Below are 19,910 nucleotides of genomic sequence, written 5' to 3'. Positions count from 1 at the left end.
GCACCGAGTATCGCCGCGGACGTACGCTGGGTGCCGACGAGGGGGTTCGGACCGTGGTGTTCCTGGTGGTGCTCGTGATCGCGGTGGCGGTTGTCGTGCTGGTCATGCGGGCGGCTGCGGCCCCCGGACGTCCCGGTGGAGGCCTGCGTGCGCCGCGTCCGCCGCGCGGTCCCCGTCCCCAGCCGCCGGGCCGGCCGGTGGCCCCGGACGACGACCCCGAGTTCCTGCGGGAGCTGGACCGCCGCACCCGTCGGGACGACGGCTCCCCGACCTGACCTACGCGACGCGGCCGGCCGAGAACAGCCGCCGCCAGCCGCGGCGGGCCGTCGGCGCGGGCGCGGCCGGCTCGCGCAGGTCCCCGGGCCAGCCGACCCGGCCGTCCTCGGGCGCCGGCTCGCCGGGCCAGCCGACCGGCCCCTCCCCGACCGTGTGGTGCGGGGCGTCGGGTGACCGGTGCGCCAGCGCCTCGGCGACGATCGGGTCCGCCGGGGCGCCTTCCGGTGCGGCGTGCTTACCCACAGTGAACTCCCACGTGTCTCGGTCGATCGGCCGTTCCCCGGGCATGGAAGCACGGAACCGCACCATCCGTCACGGGGAGGCCGCCCGATCGGGCGCGCCGGCGATCACCCAGCGTGAGCGGAAGGGTGCTCAGTTCACCCCGGCATAGCTGTGCAGACCCGTCGAGACCATGTTCACGAACGTCAGGTTGAAGATCATGACGCCGAGGCCGACGACGTTCACCCACGCTGCCGGTGTGCCGCGCCAGCCGGCGGTCGTGCGGGCGTGCAGGTAGGCGGCGTAGACGACCCAGGCGATGAAGGCCCAGGTCTCCTTGGGGTCCCAGCCCCAGAACCGGCCCCACGCCGCCTCGGCCCAGATCGCACCGGCGATGACCGTGAAGGTCCAGATCGGGAAGCCGAAGACGGCGGTGCGGTGCGCGACGCGGTCCAGGGCCGCCGCGCCGGGCAGCCGGGAGAGCAGGCTCCCGGGCCGCTCCCCGGCGGCCACCCGCTCCTCGTGCCTGGTCGCGGCCAGGTACAGGACGCTGGCGATACCGCTCACGAAGAAGACACCGAAACCGATGATGGCCGTGCTCACGTGGATGGCCAGCCAGTACGAGCGCAGCGCGGCGACGAGCGGTCCCGCCTCGGCGTACAGGAACAACCCGATCAGCACCATCGAGAGCACGACCGGGGCCAGGACGAACAGCCCGATGTGCCGCAGCCCGGGCGCCCGCAGCGCGAAGACCAGGTAGGCGACGACCGCGACGAACACCGTGGCAGTCGAGAACTCGTACATGTTGCCCCACGGCAACCGGTCCGCGGCCAGGCCGCGGGCGACCAGCACGCCACCGTGGGCCACCGCCCCGAGGGCGGCCAGGACCATGGCCACGGTGCCCCAGCGCCGTCCCCGGCCGCCCTCGGCGGCCGCCGGGGCCTCGGTGGGCAGCTCCCCGGCCGGCCCGCCGGCCCCGACCAGTTCGCGGGTGCGCGCCGCGCGGCGGCCGAACGCCAGCTGGGCGCTGAACGCGACCATGGCCAGTGAGTACAGGGCGATGCTGATCGAGAAGAGGCTGTCCGACAGCGAGGCCAGCTCGTCAGGAGACACGCGGGGGGTCCTCCGGTCCAGGTCCAGGTGAGCGCGGTGCGGATCGGCGCGCGGTGAGCGCGTTGGTCAGGTCGTCGGTCAGCGCGGCGAACCGCGGAGCGTTCTCACCGCTCCCCCGGGTGATCGAGGCCAGCGTGAGCACGGTACCGCCGTCGCCCGGCGCGGCGGCGGCCCGGGCGAAGACCCGCTCGCGGCGCAGCAGCAGCATGCCGAGCAGGCCGGTGAGCAGGGCGATCGAGGAGCCCAGCACCCACAGCTGCCCGGGGTCGTGGGAGTACTGGAAGGCGGCGAACTGCCGGTAGCCGGTGAACGCGATGGTGGTGCCGTCGGGCAGCGTCATCGCCTCGCCCACCGAGAGGTTCGCCGAACCGACCTCGGTGAGGCTGCCGCGGTCGATCTGCGCGGAGTCCAGGGAGTACACCGACTGCGGGATGCCCGAGTCCAGCCCCAGGTAGCCCTGGTACGCCACGAGCGCCACCTGCGGGGCGAGCGGCCGCGGGTCCACCGAGGTCAGGACGCCGCCCTGCACCAGGCCGGTGGGGGCGAAGAAGCCCTCCACCGCGAGCTGGTCCTCGCCGTCGGGCCGCAGATCCGGCACCTTCAGCGCCCCCTGGCTGGCCATCGTCGCCTGGTCCGAGGGCAGGAAGGGCACCGAGACGTCCTCCAGCGAGGTGCCGTCGGGCCGCGTGACGGTGAACGTGGGGCTGAACCCGTGCCCGGTCGTGTAGACCCGGTCGCCGTCGAGGCGCAGCGGGTCGTTGACCCCGATGGTGGTCGTCCGGCCCTCCTCCCCGGGAGCGCCGTAGCCGATGTCGGCGGTGAAGGAGGCCGCGGTCAGGTTGTCCTCGTACTCCGCACGGAAGTCCTCGAGGTCGACGCACAGCGGGCTGAGGTCCCCGCTGTCGACCAGGGGGCCGGCCGAGTACGTGTCGTACTGCTGGAAGGAGTTGCAGAACCCCTGGCCCTCGGTCACCAGGATGCTGCCCTCGTAGCCCCAGAGCTTGCCCCCGGCCAGCCCGAGCAGCAGGGCCACCAGCGACAGGTGGAACAGCAGGTTGCCGGTCTCCTTGAGGTAGCCCTTCTCGGCCGACAGCTCCCCCTCCCGCCGGACGACGCGGAAGCGCCGGACCCGCAGCTCCTCCTCGACCACGTCGAGGGCCTGCCCGGCCGGCAGCGCGGTGGGCAGCTCCCCGGCGTCGGGCAGCCGGAGCAGGTTGCGCGGCGCCGGTGGCGGCGCCGCCCGCATCGCCCGGTAGTGCTCGAGCCCGCGCGGCAGGACGCAGCCGATCAGCGAGACGAACAGCAGCAGGTAGACGGCGGCGAACCAGGGCGAGCTGAAGACGTCGAACAGGTAGAGCCGGTCGAGGACCGGCGCCAGCGACGGGTGGTCGGCGAAGTACTGGTTGACGTTGTTCTGCGACAGCGAGCGCTGCGGGAGCAGAGACCCGGGGACGGCGGCGAGCGCGAGGAGGAAGAGCAGCACGATGGCCGTGCGCATGGCGGTGAGCCGGCGCCACCACCGCAGCAGCAGCCCGGCGACCCGGCGCCCGGACGACGGCCGTGCGGGCGGGGGCGCGGCGGCCGGCGGCCGGGGCGGTGCGGTGATCGTCACAGCGACGTCTCCGCGAACCCGGTAGCGGCCAGCCAGGAGCGCAGCCACTCCATCAGCTCGGTCCACGCGCCGGTGAGCAGGAGCAGGCCGACCAGCACCAGCACCGCGCCCCCGAAGCGGGTGACCGACCGGGCGTGCCGGCGCAGGAACGAGGTGGCGCCGACCGCCCAGCGCGCGCCGAGCGCGACGAGCACGAAGGGCACCCCGAGGCCGATGCAGTAGGCGACGCTGAGCAGCGCGCCGCGGGTCGCCGTGGCCTCGGAGAACGCGAGCGAGTAGACCGCCGACAGGGTCGGCCCCAGGCACGGGGTCCAGCCCAGTCCGAAGACGATGCCCAGCAGCGGCGCACCGGCGAGCCCGGCCACCGGGCGGGCGGAGAGCCGCCTGGTCCCCTGCAGGACGGGCAGCCAGCCGAGGAAGGCCAGCCCGACGACGACGGTGACGACCCCGAAGACCCGGTTGAGCAGGTCGGCGTGCTCGAGCATCAGCCGGCCGAGCCCGCCGAACGCGGCACCGAAGGCCACGAACACCACGGTGAAGCCCAGCACGAACAGGGACGCGCCCAGCACCATGCGGGCGCGCGGCGGCACGTCGGTGCGGACGGCGGTCGCCGTCCCGCCGCCCCCGGACGGTCCGGCCGACGCCGCACCCGACCCGACCAGCCCGGTGACGTAGGACAGGTAGCCCGGCACCAGCGGCAGCACGCACGGTGAGGCGAAGCTGACCAGCCCGACGAGCGCGGCCACGGCGGCCGCGACGAGCAGCGGCCCGTCGCTGACCAGGCCGGCGAAGGTCTCCCCCACGTCAGGCCTCCCCGAGCACCTGGGCGAGCACGCGCCGCAGGTCCTCCTGGGCGACCTCACCGGTGTAGACGGCGGCGACGCGGCCCTCCCGGTCGAGGACGATCGTGGAGGGCACGGCCCGCGCGGGGTAGTCCCGGAAGGCCAGGGCCACCTCGCCGCGCGGATCGTAGAGCGAGGGGAACTCGATGCCGAAGCGCTCGATGAACGCCAGGGCGAACTGCTCGTCCGTCTCCTTGACGTTCAGCCCGAGGAACTGCACGCCGTCGTCGCGCACGTCGGCGTAGACCTCCTGGAACTCCGGCGTCTCCACCCGGCAGGGAGCGCACCAGGATCCCCAGAAGTTGAGGACGGCGACGTCACCGGAGAGCTCGGCGGAGGAGAACTCCCCGCCCCCGAGCAGGGTGCCGGAGAACTCCGGCGCGGTGGCCCGCTCCCCGGGCGGGATGACCTCCCCGGTCGGCGTCGCCTCGACGAAGCGGAACTCGCCGCCGGAGTTGACCTCGACCGCGTCGGCCCCGGACGAGCAGCCGGCCAGCAGCAGCGCGGCGACCAGCCCGAACAGGAGCCGCCTCATGCGCCGGGCACCGCATCGGGCGGCGTCGCCCCGGCCGGCTCGGCGTAGGACACCCCGTCGAGCCGGTCGCCGTCATAGGTGAGGGAGGTGACGCTGGCCAGGCTGCACTCCCGGCGGCGCGGGTCGTGGGCGAACCGGCGTCCCTCCACGTGCAGGCGCACCGTCCAGATGGGCAACTGGTGGCTGACGAGCACGGCGGCGTGGCCGCGGGCCTCGTCCCGGGCTGCCTCGACCGCGGCGATCATGCGGGCGGCGATCTCGACGTAGGGCTCGCCCCAGGACGGGCGCATGGGGTTGCGCAGCTTCCACCAGTGGCGGGGCGCCCGCCAGACGCCGTTGCCCCCCTCGACGGTCTGGCCCTCGAACGCGTTGCCGGCCTCGATGATCCGCTCGTCGACGTGGATCTCGAGGCCGCGGGCGTCGGCCAGCGGCTGTGCGGTCTGCCGGGTGCGCTCCAGCGGACTGCACACCAGGTGGACGACGTCCTTGTCCGCGAACCAGTCCGCCGCCTTCTTCGCCATCTCCACACCGGCGTCGGACAGCCGGTAGCCCGGCAGCCGGCCGTAGAGGATCTTGGCCGGGTTGTGGACCTCGCCGTGCCGGAGGAGGTGGACCGTCGTGGTGCCGGAGCCGGTGTCGCTCATGAGGACCTCTCGCTCGGCAGCTCGCCGCTCCGGTGCTCGCCGACCTCCGCGGCCGCGCGCGCGGCGGCCGGCAGTGCCTCGAGGACCCGGTCGAGCGCCTCGCCGGACAGCGCCGCGTTGACGAACCACGCCTCGAAGGCCGACGGCGGCAGGTAGACCCCGCGGGCCAGCAGCGCGTGGAAGAAGGCGGTGTAGCGGGAGACGTCCTGGGTCCGCGCGTCGTCGTAGTCGCGGACCTGCCGCTCGTCGGGCACGAAGAAGACGGAGAACATGCTGCCCGCCTGCTGCACGCGGTGCGGCACGCCCGCGGCGAACAGCGCGGCGCTGGCGGCGCCGCGCAGCACGGCGGCGACCTCGTCGCAGTGCGCGTAGACCTCGTCGGTGCAGTGCCGCAGCGTGGTCAGGCCGGCGGCGACGGCCACCGGGTTCCCCGACAGCGTGCCCGCCTGGTAGACCGGCCCGGTCGGGGCCAGCTGGTCCATCAGGTCCGCCCGCCCGCCGAAGGCCGCGGCCGGCAGCCCGCCGCCCATGACCTTTCCGAAGGTGAACAGGTCCGCGTCGACCGGGTCCAGGCCGTACCAGCCCGAGCGGGAGACGCGGAAGCCGGTCATGACCTCGTCCAGGACCAGCAGCGCGCCGTGCGCGGCGGTGATCCGGCGCAGCTCGGCGTTGAAGCCGTCCAGCGGGGGGACGACGCCCATGTTGCCCGCCGCCGCCTCGCTGATGACGCAGGCGATCTCCGCGCCGCGCTCGGCGAACACGGCCTCGACGGCGGCGACGTCGTTGTAGGGCAGGACGACGGTGTCGGCGGCGGCACCGGTGGTGACGCCCGGGGTGTCCGGCTGGCCGAGCCGGGCGACGTCGGAGCCGGAGGCAGCCAACAGCGTCGCGACGCCGGAGCCCGCCGAGGCCAGCAGCGCGTCGACGTGGCCGTGGTAGTTGCCGGCGAACTTGACGACGACGGGGCGGCCGGTCGCGCCGCGCGCCAACCGGATCGCCGACATGACCGCCTCGGTCCCGGAGCTGACCAGCCGCACCCGCTCCACGGGGGCCACCCGCGACCGGATCTCCTCGGCGAGGTCCAGCTCGCCCTCGGTGGGTGCGCCGAACGAGAGACCGCGCCGGGCCGCCGCGGAGACCGCCTCGACGACGGCGGGGTGCGCGTGACCGAGGATCATCGGCCCCCACGAGCTGACCAGGTCGACGTAGCGCCGCCCGTCGGCGTCGGTGATCCAGGGACCGGATCCCTCGACCATGAACCGCGGGGTGCCGCCGACGGCCTGGAAGGCGCGCACCGGGCTGTTCACGCCGCCCGGGATGATTCCGCGGCCACGGGCGAAGAGGTCGGCCGAGACCGGGGCCTCGTAGGGATGGGTGGAGCTGTCCAGCGAGGTCACGAGCCAAGTGTCCCCTCTGCTCCCGATGCGCGGTCACGGGTGCCGGAGGTGTCGGCCACACGCAGCACGAGCGCCTCGTACAGGGCGGCCGGGTCGCGGGTCGGCACCAGGACGGTCCGACCGTCGGCCAGGCGCAGCGGCAGCCCGGTCCGCCCGCGCGGCAGCGACCAGCCACCCCCGAGCACCGGCGCACCCGCGTCGACCCCCGAGTCGACCGCGCGCAGGTGGTCGACGTCGACGTCGGAGAGCGCCACGTCCTCGCGGCCGACGGACAGCCGGCCGTCGGCCACCCGCACCGTCCACACCCGGCGGGCGGACAGCGTGCCGACCGCGACGATGCCGAGGACGACGACGACCACGACGACCCAGACGAGCGGAGCGATGTCCGGCCCGGGCAGGACGACGTCCAGCACGAGGAACGCGGCGAACGCGGCGGCCACGATCCCGAGGGGCCGCCACGACCCGCCGTGCTCGACGTAGGGGGTCATGGGATCAGCGGGCGACCAGACGCGCCGCTTCGACCGCCCAGTAGGTGAGCACCGTGCCGGCCCCGGCGCGGCGGATGGACGTGAGGGTCTCCAGGATCGCCCGCTCGCGGTCGACCCAGCCGTTGGCGGCGGCCGCCTCGACCATCGCGTACTCGCCGCTGACCTGGTAGGCGCTGACCGGTACGTGCACCGCGTCGGCGACCCGCGTGATGATGTCCAGGTAGGGCAGCGCGGGCTTGACCATCACGGCGTCGGCGCCCTCGGCCAGGTCCTGGGCCACCTCGCGCAGCGCCTCGTCGGCGTTGGGCGGGTCCATCTGGTACGTCGAGCGGTCCCCGAACTGCGGGGCCCCCTCGGCGGCCTCGCGGAACGGGCCGTAGAAGCCGCTCGCGTACTTGGCGGCGTAGGCCAGCACCGGCGTCTCGGTGTACGCGGCGCCGTCCAGAGCGCGGCGGATGGCGGCGACCTGGCCGTCCATCATCCCGCTGGGGGCGATGACGTGCGCCCCGGCCTGCGCCTGGGCGATGGCCACCGCCGCGTACCGGTCCAGCGTCGGGTCGTTGTCCACGACGCCTGCGGGCGTGACCACGCCGCAGTGCCCGTGGTCGGTGTACTCGCACAGGCACAGGTCGGCCATGAGCACGAGCTCGTCGCCGAGGTCGGTCCGCAGCTGCTGCAGCGCGACGTTGACGATCCCGTCGGCGGCGTCGGCCTGCGAGCCGACCGGGTCCTTCTCGCCGGGGATGCCGAAGAGCATGAGCCCGCCGATGCCGGCGTCGGCCGCCTCGTGCGCGGCCTTCCGGAGCGAGTCCGGGGTGTGCTGCACGACGCCGGGCATCGAGCTGATCGGGACCGGCTCGTCGATGCCCTGCTTGACGAAGACGGGCAGCACGAAGTCGGCCGGGGACAGCCGTGTCTGGGCGGTCAGCCGCCGGAGCGCGGGCGTCGACCGGAGCCGACGCCCGCGCGCGAACCCGGCTGTCACTTCTCGGCCCCGTCCTCCGCGCCCTCCCGCAGCGACAGGGCGTGCTCGGCGAGCGCGTCGACCAGCGGGCCGACGGCCGCGGTCTCCGGCTGCACGTCCACCCGCAGGCCGAACTCCTGCGCGCTGGCGGCCGTGGCGGGGCCGATCACGGCGACCACGGTCTTGGCGTGCGGCTTGCCGGCGATGCCGACCAGGTTGCGCACGGTGCTCGACGAGGTGAAGCAGACCGCGTCGAAGCCGCCGCCCTTGATCGCCTCGCGGACCGACGCGGCCGGCGGGGCGGCCCGCACCGTGCGGTAGGCGGTGACGTCGTCGATCTCCCAGCCGCGCTCCTGCAGCCCGGCCGCGAGGGTCTCGGTGGCGATGTCGGCGCGGGGCAGCAGCACCCGGTCGATCGGGTCGAAGACGTCGTCGTAGGGCGGGAAGTCGGCCAGCAGGCCCTGGCTGGACTGCTCGCCGCTGGGCACGAGCTCCGGCTGGATGCCGAACGCGCGCACGGCCTCGGCGGTCTGCTCGCCGACGCAGGCGACCTTGACGCCGGCGAACGCGCGGGCGTCGAGGCCGAGCTCGGCGAACTTCTCGCGGACCGCCTTCACCGCGTTGACCGAGGTGAACACGATCCAGCCGTACCGGCCGGTGACCAGGCCCTTGATGGCCCGGTCCATCTGCGCGGGGCTGCGCGGCGGCTCGACGGCGATGGTCGGCACCTCGACCGGCACCGCACCGTAGGCGCGCAGCCGGTCGCTCATCTCGCCGGCCTGGTCCTTGGTGCGCGGCACCAGCACCCGCCAGCCGAACAGCGGCCGGCTCTCCCACCACGACAGCCGGGCGCGCTTGTCGACCGCGGTGCCGACGGTGGCCACGACGGGGCCGCTGAACGAGTCCAGGCCGGCGGTCTTCTCGGCCACGGCGGCGAGCTTGGCGACGACGCTCTTCTGCGCCGTCCCCGAACCACCGGTGGTGACGACGACCGGGGTGCTGCCCGACAGCCCGCCCTCGACCAGCCGGGCGGCGGCGTCGGGCAGGTCCTCGGCGGTGCCCTGGAGCACCAGCGTGCCCCCGGCCGACCCGGCCGCGGCGGCGAGCGCCGTCACGTCCACGCCGCTGCGCAGGTCGGCGGTGACGGTCGTGCCGCCGGTCGCGACGCCGGCGTACGCCGGGACGGCGGTGGCCGTCGCCACGCCGGGCACGACGTCGAACGGCACGGACGTGCGGCCGACGGCCAGCACCTCCTTGACCACGGCGTCGGCGGCGTACGGGTCACCGGCGACCAGCCGGACGACGACCGCGCCCTTCTTGGCCGCCTCGACGGCCGCCTTCGCCACCTCGGCCGGCTCCCCGACCGCAGGGCTCAGCTCGGCGCCGGGGTGCTCGTCCCGGACGGCGTCCTGCACCGCCACGGAGACGTCCGCGTCGACGAGGACGAGGGTGGCCCCGGCCAGCGCGGCGGTCGCCCGGGCGGTGAGCATGCCGGGGTCACCGGGCCCTGCGCCGACGAAGACGACCCGGCCGGCGTGGCCTGCGGTCGCGCGGTTGCGGGTCATCGCGTGCTCCTGATCCTGGCCCGGAGGGCCTGTTGTGCTGGGGTCTGGGAAAGGGGGGCGATCATGCGTCGACCGCCATGAGCTCGGCCGCACCGCGGTCGAGGAGCTCCGCGGCCAGCGCCCGCCCGAGGGCGGCGGCGTCCGGGAGCGGGCCGCTCACCGAGCCGCGGACGGCGTCGCTGCCGTCGATCGCGGTCACGGAGGCGCGGAGGAACAGTTCGGGGCCGGCGTCGCCCTCGGCCACTTCGGCGTAGGCGGCCACCGGCGCGCTGCAGCCGGCCTCGAGCGTGGCGAGCACGCTGCGCTCGGCGACGACGCAGGACCGGGCGGAGGAGTCCTCCAGCCGGCCGACCAGCTCCCGCGTGCGGGCGTCGCCGCTGCGGCACTCGACCGCGAGCGCACCCTGCGCCGGGGCCGGCAGCACCTGCAGCGGGTCGAGGGTCTCGGTGACGGCGTCCAGCCGGCCCAGGCGGGAGAGCCCGGCGCGCGCCAGCACGACGGCGTCCAGGTCGCCCGACGACACCCGGCCCATGCGGGTGTCCACGTTGCCGCGGATGGGCACGACGTCCAGGCCGAGGCCGAGGGCGCGCAGCTGGGCCACCCGGCGCGGCGCTCCCGTGCCGACCGTCGATCCCGGCGGCAGCTCGCCGAGGGTGAGCCCGTCCCGCGCGACCAGCGCATCGCGCGGGTCCTCGCGGCCGGGCACGGCGGCGATGGTGAGGCCCGGCTGGACCGCCGTCGGCAGGTCCTTGTAGCTGTGCACGGCGAGGTCGATCTCGCCGGCGAGCAACGCGTCCCGGAGGGCGGCGACGAAGACCCCGGTGCCGCCCAGCTGCTGGATCGCGGCCCGCGACCGGTCGCCCTCGGTGACGATGGGGACCAGCTCGACGGCGGCCCCGGTGGCGGCGGTGAGCGCGTCGGCGACGGTCTGGGACTGCGTGCGGGCCAGCGCGCTCCCCCGGGTGCCCAGCCGCAGCGTGGTGGTGGCGGTGGACGCGGTCATGACGCCTCCTCCGTCCGCAGGTCCGGGTCGACGGTCACCGCGTCGGCGAGGTCCTCGACCGGCGAGTCGATGCCGAGCCCGAACAGCGCGCGGAGGGCGCCGGCGTAGTCGGTCTCGCCCGGGGTGGCGGCCAGCTCCTTCACCCGCACGGTGGGCTCGTGCAGCAGCTTGTCCACCACGCGGCGGACGGTTCGGGCGATCTCGGCGCGGGCGCGGGCGTCGAGGTCGGGCAGCCGGCTGGACAGCCGCAGCAGCTCGGCGTCGACGACCTCGGCCGCCTGGGTGCGCAGCGCCGACACCGTCGGGGCGACCTCGGCGGCCTGCCGCTCGGCGCGGAGCAGCGCGGTCTCGGCCTCCACGAGGGCGTGCGCGGCGGCGATGTCGTCGGCCGCGACCGGCCCGGCGGTCGGCCGGCCGGGGGTCGAGGACCGTTCGCCCTGGAGCAGTGCGAGGTCGACGACGTGCACGCCGGGCAGCGCGGCCACGCCGGGGTCGACGTCCCGGGGCAGGGCCAGGTCCACGACGGCCAGCGGCCGCTCGCCGCGGCCCGCCATCGCCACGGACACCACGTCGGTGCCGACGACCAGGCCCGTCGCGCCCGTGCAGGTGACCAGTGCGTCGGCCGCGGCGAGCTCCTCGGGCAGCTCGGCGAGGTCGGCCGCGCGGCCGCCGACGGCCGTGGCCAGCCGCGCCGCGTGCGCCCGGGTACGGGTGCTGACGACGACCGCGGCCCCGCGGCGGGCCAGCGTCGTCGCCGCGAGCGCCCCCATGGAGCCGGCGCCGACCACGAGGACGCGGCGCCCCTCGAGGCGTCCGATCGACTCCTCGGCGCGATCCAGGGCGACGGAGACGAGAGAGGCCCCGGCCCGGTCGATGCCGGTCTCGGTGTGCACCCGCTTGCCGACCCGCAGGGCGCGCTGGGCCACCGGGTGCAGGGCGCGGCCGACCGTGCCCTCCTGCCGGGCGAGGGCGTAGGCGGCGCGCAGCTGGCCCAGCACCTGCGTCTCGCCGACGACCATGGAGTCCAGCCCCGCGGCGACGGTGAACAGGTGGGCCACCGCCTGGTCCTCGTAGTGCACGGTGACGTAGGGGGACAGCTCCTCCACCGTGGCACCGGCCTGGCGGGCGAGCACCCGGCTGACGTCGCTCACGCCGCCGTGGAACTTCTCCACCTCGGCGAAGACCTCGATCCGGTTGCAGGTCGCCAGCACGAGCGCCTCACCGACGTGCACGCTCTCGACGAGCTCGTGCAGGGCCTTCACCCGGTCGTCGTGGCCCATGGCGAACTGCTCGAGCAGCGCCACGGGGGCCGTCTGGTGGGACACGCCCACCGCGAGGAGGCTCACGCGGGCTCCTCGACGGGTGCCAGCGGCGCCGCAGCACCCAGCCGCTGCTGGCCCAGGAACGCCAGCACCTGCAGCTCCACGGACAGGTCGACCTTGCGGACGTCGACCCCGGGGGGCGCGGCGAGCGGGACCGGCGCGAAGTTCAAGATGCTCCTCACCCCGGCCCTGGCCAGCCGGTCGCAGACCGACTGGGCCACCTCGGCCGGTGTCGTGATGACCCCGATGGAGGCCTGCGTCGCGGCGACGACCTCGTCGAGCGCGTCCATCGGCTGCACGGTGTGCCCGCCGATCGACTGGCCGACCCGGTCGGGGGCGGCGTCGAACAGGCCGACGAACTCGAACCCGCGCGTGCCGAAGCCGGCGTAGTCGGCCAGCGCCGACCCGAGGTTGCCCATGCCGACCAGGACGCAGCCGCGCGAGCGCTCGACGCCGAGCACCCGGGAGATGCGGTCGTGCAGGGTCGCCACCTCGTACCCGACACCGCGGACGCCGCAGGGTCCGAGGTGGGAGAGGTCCTTGCGCAGGCCCGCCGGGTTGACGCCGGCGGCCGCGGCCAGCTCGCCGGAGGAGACGGTGCTCCGGCCGCCGTCGCCCAGAGCGGTCAGCACCCGGAGGTAGACCGCCAGACGGGCGACGGTGGCCTCCGGGATCGTCCGGGGCCGCGGCTGGATCACGGGCTCTCCACAGCGGTCGCGCCCGTAGTCCGGGGCGCGGGGATCAGGGGACGCGGGCGCAGGATCGCCCGCGTTCGCCACGGTAGCCGCTTGTGAACGCAGGAACAAAGTCGCCGGGCACCCGGGAGCCCGCTGACCGGCCCGTACGGGTGGCGCTGTGGTGGAGACCACCCTAACCACCCCCGGTCCGGCGCCGGTCGAGGGCTCAGGTGATGCCCAGGTCCCGCCGCAGCCGGACGACGTCCACGGTGAAGTAGGAGTGCTCGCGGCCGTCGAGCAGCACCACCGGGACCCGGTCGCCGTACTCGGCCCGCAGCTCCGGGTCGGCGTCGACGTCCACCGCTTCCGGGACCAGGCCGGCCTCGGCGCCGATCCGGGACACGGTCTCGGCGGCCACCTCGCACAGGTGGCACCCGGCCCGGGTGAGCAGCTGGAGGCGCGCGGCGTCGTCAGCCACCGGATGGCCCCTCCGCGTCCCCGGCCACCGCGCCCTCGGCCACCGCTTCCTCGGCCCCTGCGCCGTCGCCCTCCCCGGTGAGCCCCAGTTCCCGGAGGCGGGCCCGGCTGACCTTCCCGGTCAGCGAGTGCGGCAGCGCGGGCAGGAAGTGCACCGAGGTCGGCACCTTGTACCGGGCCAGCGACTCCGCCGCGTGCGCCCGCAGCTCCTCGACGGCCAGCCGCTCCCCCGGCCGGACGACGACGACGGCGCGGACCGCGGCGCCGGTCGTCGCGTCGGGCACCCCGATGACGGCGCTCTCGGCGACCGCGGGGTGGGCGTCGAGCACGCGCTCGACCTCGGCCGGGTAGACGTTGAAACCGCTGACCAGGATCAGGTCGCTGCGGCGGTCGACCAGGTGCAGGTCGCCGTCTGCGTCGCGGTAGGCCAGGTCGCCGGTGCCCAGCCAGCCGTCGGCGTCCGGGCCGTCGGCGCCGTCCGGCCAGTAGCCGGCGAAGAGGTTGGCGCCGCGGATCCAGATCTCCCCCGGGCCCTCCAGCTGCTCGTCCTCGGCCCGGTCGTCGAGGTCCTCCTCCGAGGTCACGGCCGTGTCCCGCAGCTCCAGCTCCACCCCGGGGAGGGCCCCGCCGATGCAGTTCGGCTTGGGCCGGCCCGTGGCCAGCGTGCTGGCCACCACGGGCGAGGCCTCGGTCAGCCCGTAGCCCTCCCAGACCGTCACCGCGGCCCGGTCCCGCATGGCCGCCCAGACGTCCTCCGGGAGCGGCGCGGCGCCGGAGGAGGCCATCCGCATGGCGGCGAAACCGCGGCGCAGGTCGGCGTCGGGGTGGCTGGGATCCTCGAGATTCATCGCGTCGGCGAGTGCCAGCCAGGCCTGGTACATCGGCGGCGCGCCCGGCACCGCCGTCACCTGCTCCTCGGCCATCAGGGCCAGCGATGCGCGGGGGTCGAAGGTCTCCTGCAGCACGGCGCAGGCACCGGTGGCCGCCACCAGGCCGAACCCGGCGTTGAGGCCGTACACGTGGAACAGCGGGAGGACCAGGAGCACCCGGTCGTCCTCGCGGACCGGCGGCGGCGTCATCGCCAGGCACTGCTCCTGGTTGGCGCGCAACGCGGCGGCGGGGAGGACGGCGCCGCGGGGGCGCCCCGTCGTCCCGCTGGTGTAGGCCAGGAACGACGGCCCGGCCGGGTCCACCACCACCTCCGGCGGTGGGCCGTCGGCCTCCGGCGGCCCCGGGCACACGGGCACGCCGGCGACCGGCGGCCGGTTCCCGGCCGTCACCAGCAGGCGGGCGCCGGAGTCGGTCAGGACGAACTCGAGTTCCGGGTCGGTGTAGGCGGTGTTCACCGGGACCACGACCAGCCCCGCCCGCAGGGCGCCGAGCGCGGCGCGCAGCCAGGGCAGCCCGTTGGGGAGCTGGATGGCCACCCGGTCGCCCGGGGTGAGTCCGTGCCCGGCGAACCCGGCCGCGGCCCGGTCGACGGCGGCGTCGAGCTCCGCCCAGGTCAGCCGCTGCTCCCCGGCCACCACCGCCGGCGCGTCGGGGCGGCGCCGGGCAGCGGCCCGCACGAGCTCGGCCAGGGACGTGCCTGCCTGTTCCACATCTCCTCCGATGGAGCTGGTGCTTGTCGCCGGCCGCCGGGAGGCACGAGTGCGGGCCATCCGGCAGGCTGGCGTGGACGGGCTGGGGCGATGTTGTCACCATGGGGCCGGCCCTGCAGCATCGCGCGCCCGTTCCCCGCCGGGCGCGCCGGGGGAAGACGTCCAGGTACGCGGGCTGCCGAGGAGGTCGATCGCCCGCATGCCCCGTCCCCTGGATGCGGAGCGGTCCCCTGCCGCGGCACCCCCGACAGGGGAGCGCCGCCCGTCGCCGTCCCCGCGCCCGCGGCCGTCCCCCCGTCCGCACCCCCGGCCGATCCCGCACGCGCGGGCGGAGGCGGTCCCGGCCCCGGAGGCCGGCACCGAGGGCATCGACGTCTGGGATCTCGTGCGCCGGGCCCAGGCCGGTGACGCCGAGGCGTTCGGCCGGCTCTACGACCACTACGTGTCGATGGTCCACCGCTACGTCTACTACCGCGTCGGCGACCGGGCCACCGCCGAGGACATCACCAGCGAGACCTTCGTCCGGGCGCTGCGCCGGATCGACTCGCTGTCCTTCCAGGGGCGCGACGTGGGCGCCTGGCTGGTCACGATCGCCCGCAACATCGTGCTGGACCACGTGAAGAGCAGCCGGTACCGGCTGGAGGTCAGCACCGCGGACATGCGCGACGCCGACCGGGCGACCGACGGGCCGGAGGACGCGGTGGTCGCGCACCTGACCAACCGCGAGCTGCTGGCCTGCGTGCAGCAGCTCGGCAGCGAGCAGCAGGAGTGCATCGTGCTGCGGTTCATCCACGGCCTGTCGGTGTCGGAGACCGCCGAGATCATGGGCAAGAAGGACGGCGCCATCAAGGCGCTCCAGCACCGGGCGGTCCGCCGGCTGGCGGGGCTCCTGCCGGACGGTCTGCGATGAGCGGAACACCGATAGTCGGGGCCGTAACCGAATACCGTGGGCCGTCGTTGGATCGGGTGCAGCGGGGTGCGCCGGTGGATGGCCTCCTCGCGGGATCGACGTCCGGAGGACCCAGGTGAGCGTGCACGACCGCGAGGACGCCCTCGTCGCGCGGCTGCACCGGCTCGCCCCGGGCCTCGACGGCGAGCCCGACCCCGACTTCCAGGCCCGGACCCGCGCCCGCCTGGTCGCGATGGCCGCCGTCCGCACGCCCGAGCCCGCTGCCGCCTCCGGGCTGCAGCGCGTCCTGGCCGTCCGCGCCCCCGACGTCGCCCCGTCCCGGTGGCGGGCCCGGTTCACCGCCGGCCTCGCCGGCGCGGCGATGACCGTGACGGCCCTGGCCGGCCTGGTCGCCGTCGCCGACGGCGCCCGGCCCGGTGACGTCCTCTACGACCTCAAGCGCGGCACGGAGCAGACCCAGCTCGCCCTGGCCGGGGACTCGCGCGGCCAGACGCTGCTGGAGTTCGCCCGCACCCGGCTCGACGAGGTCGCCGACCTGGTCGGCGAGGGCCGCCCGGCCGGCGGGGCCGAGCCGGCCCTCGTGGTCGAGACCCTGCGGGCGATGGACGAGCACACCGCCGACGGTGCGGCCTGGTTGACCCGGCAGGCGGTCGACTCGGCCGGGGCCCAGCCGCTGGACCGGCTGGCCCGGTGGGCCGCCGGCCAGGCCGGTGAGCTGACCGCGCTCCAGCCCCTGGTCCCCGAGGAGGCGGCCGACGCCGTCGGGCGGTCGATGGCGCTGCTGGCCCAGATCGGCACACGCACCGACGGCCTGCAGACCGCCCTGCTCTGCCCGGCCGGCCCCTCCGTCGCCGGGTCCGATGCCCTCGGCCCGGTGCCCGCTCCCTGCCCCGCTCCCGAGCCGGCGCCGCCCGCGCCGCCCGGGACGGCCGAGGAGGGCGGCGCCACTCCCGGCGCCGTGCCCGAGGCCCCCGCCCCGGAGAACACCCCTCCCCCGGCCGCGACGCCGGCGCCGAGCCCGCCCGCCGAGGGTGGTGTGCCGACCCCGGGCGCCCCGGCCCCGGCGCCGACGACGCCGCGGGTGCCGACCCTGCCGCTCCCCACGCTGCCCGTGGGCGGGGGCGGCGGTGGTGGGCAGAGCACCCCGCCACCGATCATCAAGCTGCCGCCCCTGGGCCCCATCGAGGTGTGCGCGCCACCCCTGGTGACGATCGGCTGCGGCCCGTAGGTCCCGGGTGCACGGGTCCCGCTAGGGTCGGGGCGCCGGGCTCGCGAGCCCGGGTGTGAGTCGATCGCTGGGAGGTCCCGTCGTGCCGCGAGTGCCGTTCCGCGGCCGCCGTCCGGCCGGCCCCGACGCCCGGACGGACGAGGAGACCCGCGCCCACGTCGCCGGTGCCGCCTCGGCCGCCGCGGCCGAGGTGGCGGCCCCTCCTGCGGTGCACCCGGACCCGACCGCGGCCGCCTTCTTCGACGTGGACAACACGATGATGATGGGCGCCTCGCTCTTCTGGTTCGCCCGCGGGCTGGCCGCCCGGAAGTACTTCTCCAACCGCGACATGCTCGGGTTCGTCTGGCAGCAGGCGAAGTTCCGCATCGGCGGCAACGAGGGCGACCCCGACGACATGCTGACCATCCGGGAGAACGCGCTGGCCTTCGTCGCCGACCGCCCGGTGGCGGAGATCGTGCAGGCCAGCGAGGAGATCTACGACGAGCTCATGGCCGACCGGATCTGGGCCGGGACTCGGGCGCTGGCCCAGCAGCACCTCGACTCCGGGCAACGGGTCTGGCTGGTGACGGCCACGCCGGTCGAGCTGGCCTCGATCATCGCCAGCCGGCTGGGGCTCACCGGAGCCCTGGGCACCGTCGCCGAGGTCGTCGACGGCAGGTACACCGGCCGGCTCGTCGGAGAGCTCATGCACGGGCCGGCCAAGGCCGAGGCGGTGCTGGCGCTCGCCGAGCGCGAGGGTCTGGACCTGAGCCGCTGCACCGCCTACAGCGATTCCGCCAACGACCTGCCGATGCTCTCGCTCGTGGGCACCGCGGTGGCGGTCAACCCCGACACGGAGCTCCGCGCGATCGCCCGGGCCCGGGGCTGGACCATCCGCGACTACCGCACCGGGCGCAAGGCCGCGCGGATCGGCGTCCCGACCGTGGCCGCGGCGGCGCTCACCGGCGGGGTGGTCGGCGGCGCGATCGCCCTGCGCCGGCGCGAGAAGTTCCCGTTCTGACGGTCCTCCGGGGCCACTCGTCCGGGCTCAGCCGAAGACGCTGTCCCGCTGCAGCAGCAGCTGGTACAGCGAGTGCTGGATGGTCTCGCGGACCTGGTCGGTGAGGTTGAAGACCAGCATCGGGTCCTCCGCCGCCGCCGGCCCGTAGGACGCCGTCTCGATCGGCTCGCCGAACGCGATCAGCCACTTCGACGGCAGCGGCACCAGTCCGAGGGGGCCGAGCAGCGGGAAGGTCGGCGTGATCGGCAGGTAGGGCAGCCCGAGCAGACGCGCCGCCGTCCGGGCGTTGCCGATCATCGGGTAGATCTCCTCGGCGCCGACGATGGCGCACGGGATGATCGGGGCACCGGTCCGCAGAGCCGCTGTGACGAAACCCCCGCGCCCGAACCGCTGCAGGGTGTACCGCTCGCGGAAGGGCTTGCCGATGCCCTTGAACCCCTCGGGGAACACCCCGACCAGCTCGCCCTTGGTCAGCAGCCGCTCGGCGTCCTCGTTGCAGGCCAGCGTCGTCCCCATCTTGCGCGACATCGTGCCGATGAAGGGCAGCTCGAAGACCAGGTCGGCACCCAGCAGGCGCAGCCGCCTGCGGGCGGGGTGGTCGTCGTGCAGCGCGACCGTCGCCATCAGGGCGTCGGCCGGGATGGTGCCCGAGTGGTTGGCCACCACCAGGCCACCGCCCTCGGACGGGACGTTCTCCAGGCCCTGGCTCTCGACGCGGAACCACCTGTCGTACAGCGGTCGCAGCAACGGCAGCAGCAGGTGGTCGGTCAGGTCGGGGTCGAAGCCGAACTCGTCGGTCTCGTACTCGCCCGTCAACCTGCGGCGCAGGAACTCCAGCCCGCCGGCGAGCTGCTCCTCCCAGCCGGGCGGAGACGCCGGGGGGACGTAGGGCTCGTCGTCGTCGGGACGGAGCGGGATGACCCGCGCCTCAGGCATCGCGCACCGCTCGCAGGCCGGGGGCCGGCGGGGCCGGGCGGAGGCGCCCGCCGACGGCGGTGGCGGTGTCGCCGGCCTGCTCCAGCACGGATCGGACGCGCGTGGTCACCGAGTGGACCAGCCGTGGCGAGACCACCGGCGGCACGGTGCGCGCGTAGTCGGTCAGCGCGGCCTCCGTCGTGTAGCGGGGGGTGTAGCCGAACTCCTCGCGCAGGACCGTGGTGTCCACGACCCGCCCGAAGTTGAGGAACCGCATCTGCTCCGGGGAGTAGTCGACGAAACCGAACCGCCGGGACACCCGGCCGACCGAGCCGAGGGCGGGTGTGGGGACCGGGACCTGCACCCGGCCCAGCCGGCGGATGGCCTGGGAGAGCAGCAGGGTGCCCTCCCCGCCGACGTTGACCGTGCCGGTGAACGGGCCGGTCGTCGCGCGGGTCAGCACGGCCAGGGCGTCGTCCTCGTGCAGCAGCTGCACGCGGGCGTCGTAACCGAGGGCGGTCGGGACCACGGGCATGCGGAAGAAGCCGGTCAGCAGGGAGTCGATCCGCGGGCCGATGAAGTTGGTGAACCGCAGCATCGCCACGTCCACCTCGGGACGCCGGCGCGAGAACGCCCGGACGTAGCCCTCGATGTCGACGCTGTCCCGGGCGAACCCGCCGGAGGGCACGGCCCGCGCCTGCATGGCCTCGGTGAAGACGGCGGGGTCGCGGGAGGAGGCCCCGTAGACGGCACTCGTCGACTTGAGGACGAACCGGCGCAGCGACGGCGCCCGCTGGCAGGCCGCCAGCAGCTGCATGGTGCCGATGACGTTGAGTTCCTTCATCGGCGTGCGCCCACCCGACCCGGCCGGGGTGGAGCTGATGTTCATGTGCACGACGGTGTCGACCGACGCCGCCGCGATGACCTTGCTGATCAGCGGGTTGCGGATGTCGGCCCGCACGAACTCGGTGCGCCCGAGCCGGCGGAGCATCTCCGGCGACGGCGGCACCGTGTCCACGCCGATGACCCGCCCGATCGAGGGGTCGGCCGCCAGCTCGGCCGCCAGCGCTCCCCCCAGCCACCGGCTCACGCCGGTGACGAGGACCACCGCGGGCGGCACGA

21 protein-coding genes are annotated in these 19,910 nt (G+C 75.3%); 4 read left to right on the top strand and 17 right to left on the bottom strand.

Annotated features, from left to right (window positions below; translation table 11 throughout):
* The first annotated feature begins 53 nt into the window (after nucleotides 1–53).
* Nucleotides 54–275, top strand: a complete 222-nt coding sequence (locus BM142_RS00610) for a hypothetical protein (RefSeq protein ID WP_092194860.1) — start codon at nucleotides 54–56, stop codon at nucleotides 273–275.
* Between the two features lies 1 nt (nucleotide 276).
* On the opposite strand, the gene BM142_RS00605 is transcribed toward BM142_RS00610, so the two are convergent.
* The 15 genes from BM142_RS00605 to BM142_RS00535 all read right to left on the bottom strand — a co-directional run bounded on the left by BM142_RS00605 (nucleotide 277) and on the right by BM142_RS00535 (nucleotide 14,735).
* Complete coding sequence (locus BM142_RS00605; protein ID WP_139228724.1) at nucleotides 277–519, bottom strand: hypothetical protein; 243 nt, start codon at nucleotides 517–519, stop codon at nucleotides 277–279.
* 129 nt (nucleotides 520–648) lie between these two features.
* Nucleotides 649–1,608, bottom strand: coding sequence for a c-type cytochrome biogenesis protein CcsB (ccsB, locus tag BM142_RS00600; RefSeq protein WP_217640511.1), 960 nt, complete (start codon nucleotides 1,606–1,608; stop codon nucleotides 649–651).
* On the bottom strand, nucleotides 1,598–3,220 hold the full coding sequence (resB, locus tag BM142_RS00595) for a cytochrome c biogenesis protein ResB (RefSeq protein WP_092194858.1): 1,623 nt from the start codon (nucleotides 3,218–3,220) through the stop codon (nucleotides 1,598–1,600). Before resB ends, ccsB begins: the two co-directional genes overlap by 11 nt.
* Nucleotides 3,217–4,023 (bottom strand): cytochrome c biogenesis CcdA family protein, encoded by an 807-nt coding sequence (locus BM142_RS00590; RefSeq protein WP_092194857.1) that lies wholly within the window; start codon nucleotides 4,021–4,023, stop codon nucleotides 3,217–3,219. The genes resB and BM142_RS00590 overlap by 4 nt, the downstream gene beginning before the upstream one ends.
* Before the next feature lies 1 nt (nucleotide 4,024).
* On the bottom strand, nucleotides 4,025–4,597 hold the full coding sequence (locus tag BM142_RS00585; RefSeq protein ID WP_092194856.1) for a redoxin domain-containing protein: 573 nt from the start codon (nucleotides 4,595–4,597) through the stop codon (nucleotides 4,025–4,027).
* Nucleotides 4,594–5,241: a histidine phosphatase family protein gene (locus tag BM142_RS00580; protein WP_092194855.1), complete on the bottom strand. Its 648-nt coding sequence runs from the start codon at nucleotides 5,239–5,241 to the stop codon at nucleotides 4,594–4,596. Before BM142_RS00580 ends, BM142_RS00585 begins: the two co-directional genes overlap by 4 nt.
* Nucleotides 5,238–6,638 carry a glutamate-1-semialdehyde 2,1-aminomutase gene (hemL, locus tag BM142_RS00575; RefSeq protein ID WP_092194854.1) on the bottom strand — a complete coding sequence of 467 codons (1,401 nt, stop codon included), beginning with the start codon at nucleotides 6,636–6,638 and terminating at the stop codon, nucleotides 5,238–5,240. Before hemL ends, BM142_RS00580 begins: the two co-directional genes overlap by 4 nt.
* On the bottom strand, nucleotides 6,635–7,126 hold the full coding sequence (locus BM142_RS00570) for a hypothetical protein (protein WP_092194853.1): 492 nt from the start codon (nucleotides 7,124–7,126) through the stop codon (nucleotides 6,635–6,637). The genes hemL and BM142_RS00570 overlap by 4 nt, the downstream gene beginning before the upstream one ends.
* A gap of 4 nt (nucleotides 7,127–7,130) precedes the next feature.
* On the bottom strand, nucleotides 7,131–8,111 hold the full coding sequence (gene hemB / locus BM142_RS00565) for a porphobilinogen synthase (protein ID WP_092194852.1): 981 nt from the start codon (nucleotides 8,109–8,111) through the stop codon (nucleotides 7,131–7,133).
* Nucleotides 8,108–9,655, bottom strand: a complete 1,548-nt coding sequence (locus BM142_RS00560) for a uroporphyrinogen-III synthase (protein ID WP_092194851.1) — start codon at nucleotides 9,653–9,655, stop codon at nucleotides 8,108–8,110. Before BM142_RS00560 ends, hemB begins: the two co-directional genes overlap by 4 nt.
* A 61-nt stretch (nucleotides 9,656–9,716) precedes the next feature.
* Nucleotides 9,717–10,658 (bottom strand): hydroxymethylbilane synthase, encoded by a 942-nt coding sequence (hemC, locus tag BM142_RS00555; protein WP_092194850.1) that lies wholly within the window; start codon nucleotides 10,656–10,658, stop codon nucleotides 9,717–9,719.
* Nucleotides 10,655–12,004: a glutamyl-tRNA reductase gene (locus BM142_RS00550; protein WP_092194849.1), complete on the bottom strand. Its 1,350-nt coding sequence runs from the start codon at nucleotides 12,002–12,004 to the stop codon at nucleotides 10,655–10,657. The genes hemC and BM142_RS00550 overlap by 4 nt, the downstream gene beginning before the upstream one ends.
* Nucleotides 12,001–12,678: a redox-sensing transcriptional repressor Rex gene (locus BM142_RS00545; RefSeq protein ID WP_092194848.1), complete on the bottom strand. Its 678-nt coding sequence runs from the start codon at nucleotides 12,676–12,678 to the stop codon at nucleotides 12,001–12,003. Before BM142_RS00545 ends, BM142_RS00550 begins: the two co-directional genes overlap by 4 nt.
* Before the next feature lie 205 nt (nucleotides 12,679–12,883).
* On the bottom strand, nucleotides 12,884–13,135 hold the full coding sequence (locus BM142_RS00540) for a glutaredoxin family protein (RefSeq protein WP_092194847.1): 252 nt from the start codon (nucleotides 13,133–13,135) through the stop codon (nucleotides 12,884–12,886).
* Nucleotides 13,128–14,735 (bottom strand): class I adenylate-forming enzyme family protein, encoded by a 1,608-nt coding sequence (locus tag BM142_RS00535; RefSeq protein ID WP_092194846.1) that lies wholly within the window; start codon nucleotides 14,733–14,735, stop codon nucleotides 13,128–13,130. Before BM142_RS00535 ends, BM142_RS00540 begins: the two co-directional genes overlap by 8 nt.
* Nucleotides 14,736–14,934: 199 nt before the next feature.
* Here BM142_RS00535 and BM142_RS00530 point away from each other — a divergent pair, with 199 nt between their 5' ends.
* From BM142_RS00530 to BM142_RS00520, 3 genes are all read left to right on the top strand, one after another.
* Entirely contained in the window at nucleotides 14,935–15,645 is a 711-nt protein-coding gene (locus BM142_RS00530; RefSeq protein WP_092194845.1) for a sigma-70 family RNA polymerase sigma factor, read from the top strand.
* A gap of 115 nt (nucleotides 15,646–15,760) precedes the next feature.
* The gene (locus BM142_RS25455) at nucleotides 15,761–16,873 is read left to right on the top strand and encodes a DUF5667 domain-containing protein (RefSeq protein ID WP_092194844.1); all 1,113 of its coding nucleotides are present in this window, start codon (nucleotides 15,761–15,763) and stop codon (nucleotides 16,871–16,873) included.
* An 82-nt stretch (nucleotides 16,874–16,955) separates the two neighbouring features.
* Nucleotides 16,956–17,873 (top strand): HAD family hydrolase, encoded by a 918-nt coding sequence (locus BM142_RS00520; RefSeq protein ID WP_217640510.1) that lies wholly within the window; start codon nucleotides 16,956–16,958, stop codon nucleotides 17,871–17,873.
* 27 nt (nucleotides 17,874–17,900) lie between these two features.
* On the opposite strand, the gene BM142_RS00515 is transcribed toward BM142_RS00520, so the two are convergent.
* Nucleotides 17,901–18,809 carry a lysophospholipid acyltransferase family protein gene (locus BM142_RS00515; protein WP_092194842.1) on the bottom strand — a complete coding sequence of 303 codons (909 nt, stop codon included), beginning with the start codon at nucleotides 18,807–18,809 and terminating at the stop codon, nucleotides 17,901–17,903.
* Nucleotides 18,802–19,908: an NAD-dependent epimerase/dehydratase family protein gene (locus BM142_RS00510; RefSeq protein WP_092194841.1), complete on the bottom strand. Its 1,107-nt coding sequence runs from the start codon at nucleotides 19,906–19,908 to the stop codon at nucleotides 18,802–18,804. The genes BM142_RS00515 and BM142_RS00510 overlap by 8 nt, the downstream gene beginning before the upstream one ends.
* Nucleotides 19,909–19,910 lie beyond the last annotated feature (2 nt).

This window comes from Blastococcus tunisiensis, from assembly GCF_900112815.1.
GTDB classification, from domain to species: Bacteria; Actinomycetota; Actinomycetes; order Mycobacteriales; family Geodermatophilaceae; genus Blastococcus_B; species Blastococcus_B tunisiensis.
This window is presented reverse-complemented; position numbering and strand designations above follow the sequence as displayed.

Bases quoted from the DNA above. Each gene is read 5' to 3' on its own strand.
- BM142_RS00585 (WP_092194856.1), bottom strand. From the start codon at position 4,597: ATGAGGCGGCTCCTGTTCGGGCTGGTCGCCGCGCTGCTGCTGGCCGGC.
- BM142_RS00580 (WP_092194855.1), bottom strand. From the start codon at position 5,241: ATGAGCGACACCGGCTCCGGCACCACGACGGTCCACCTCCTCCGGCAC.
- BM142_RS00570 (WP_092194853.1), bottom strand. From the start codon at position 7,126: ATGACCCCCTACGTCGAGCACGGCGGGTCGTGGCGGCCCCTCGGGATC.
- BM142_RS00560 (WP_092194851.1), bottom strand. From the start codon at position 9,655: ATGACCCGCAACCGCGCGACCGCAGGCCACGCCGGCCGGGTCGTCTTC.
- hemC (WP_092194850.1), bottom strand. From the start codon at position 10,658: ATGACCGCGTCCACCGCCACCACCACGCTGCGGCTGGGCACCCGGGGG.
- BM142_RS00530 (WP_092194845.1), top strand. From the start codon at position 14,935: ATGCCCCGTCCCCTGGATGCGGAGCGGTCCCCTGCCGCGGCACCCCCG.
- BM142_RS00515 (WP_092194842.1), bottom strand. From the start codon at position 18,809: ATGCCTGAGGCGCGGGTCATCCCGCTCCGTCCCGACGACGACGAGCCC.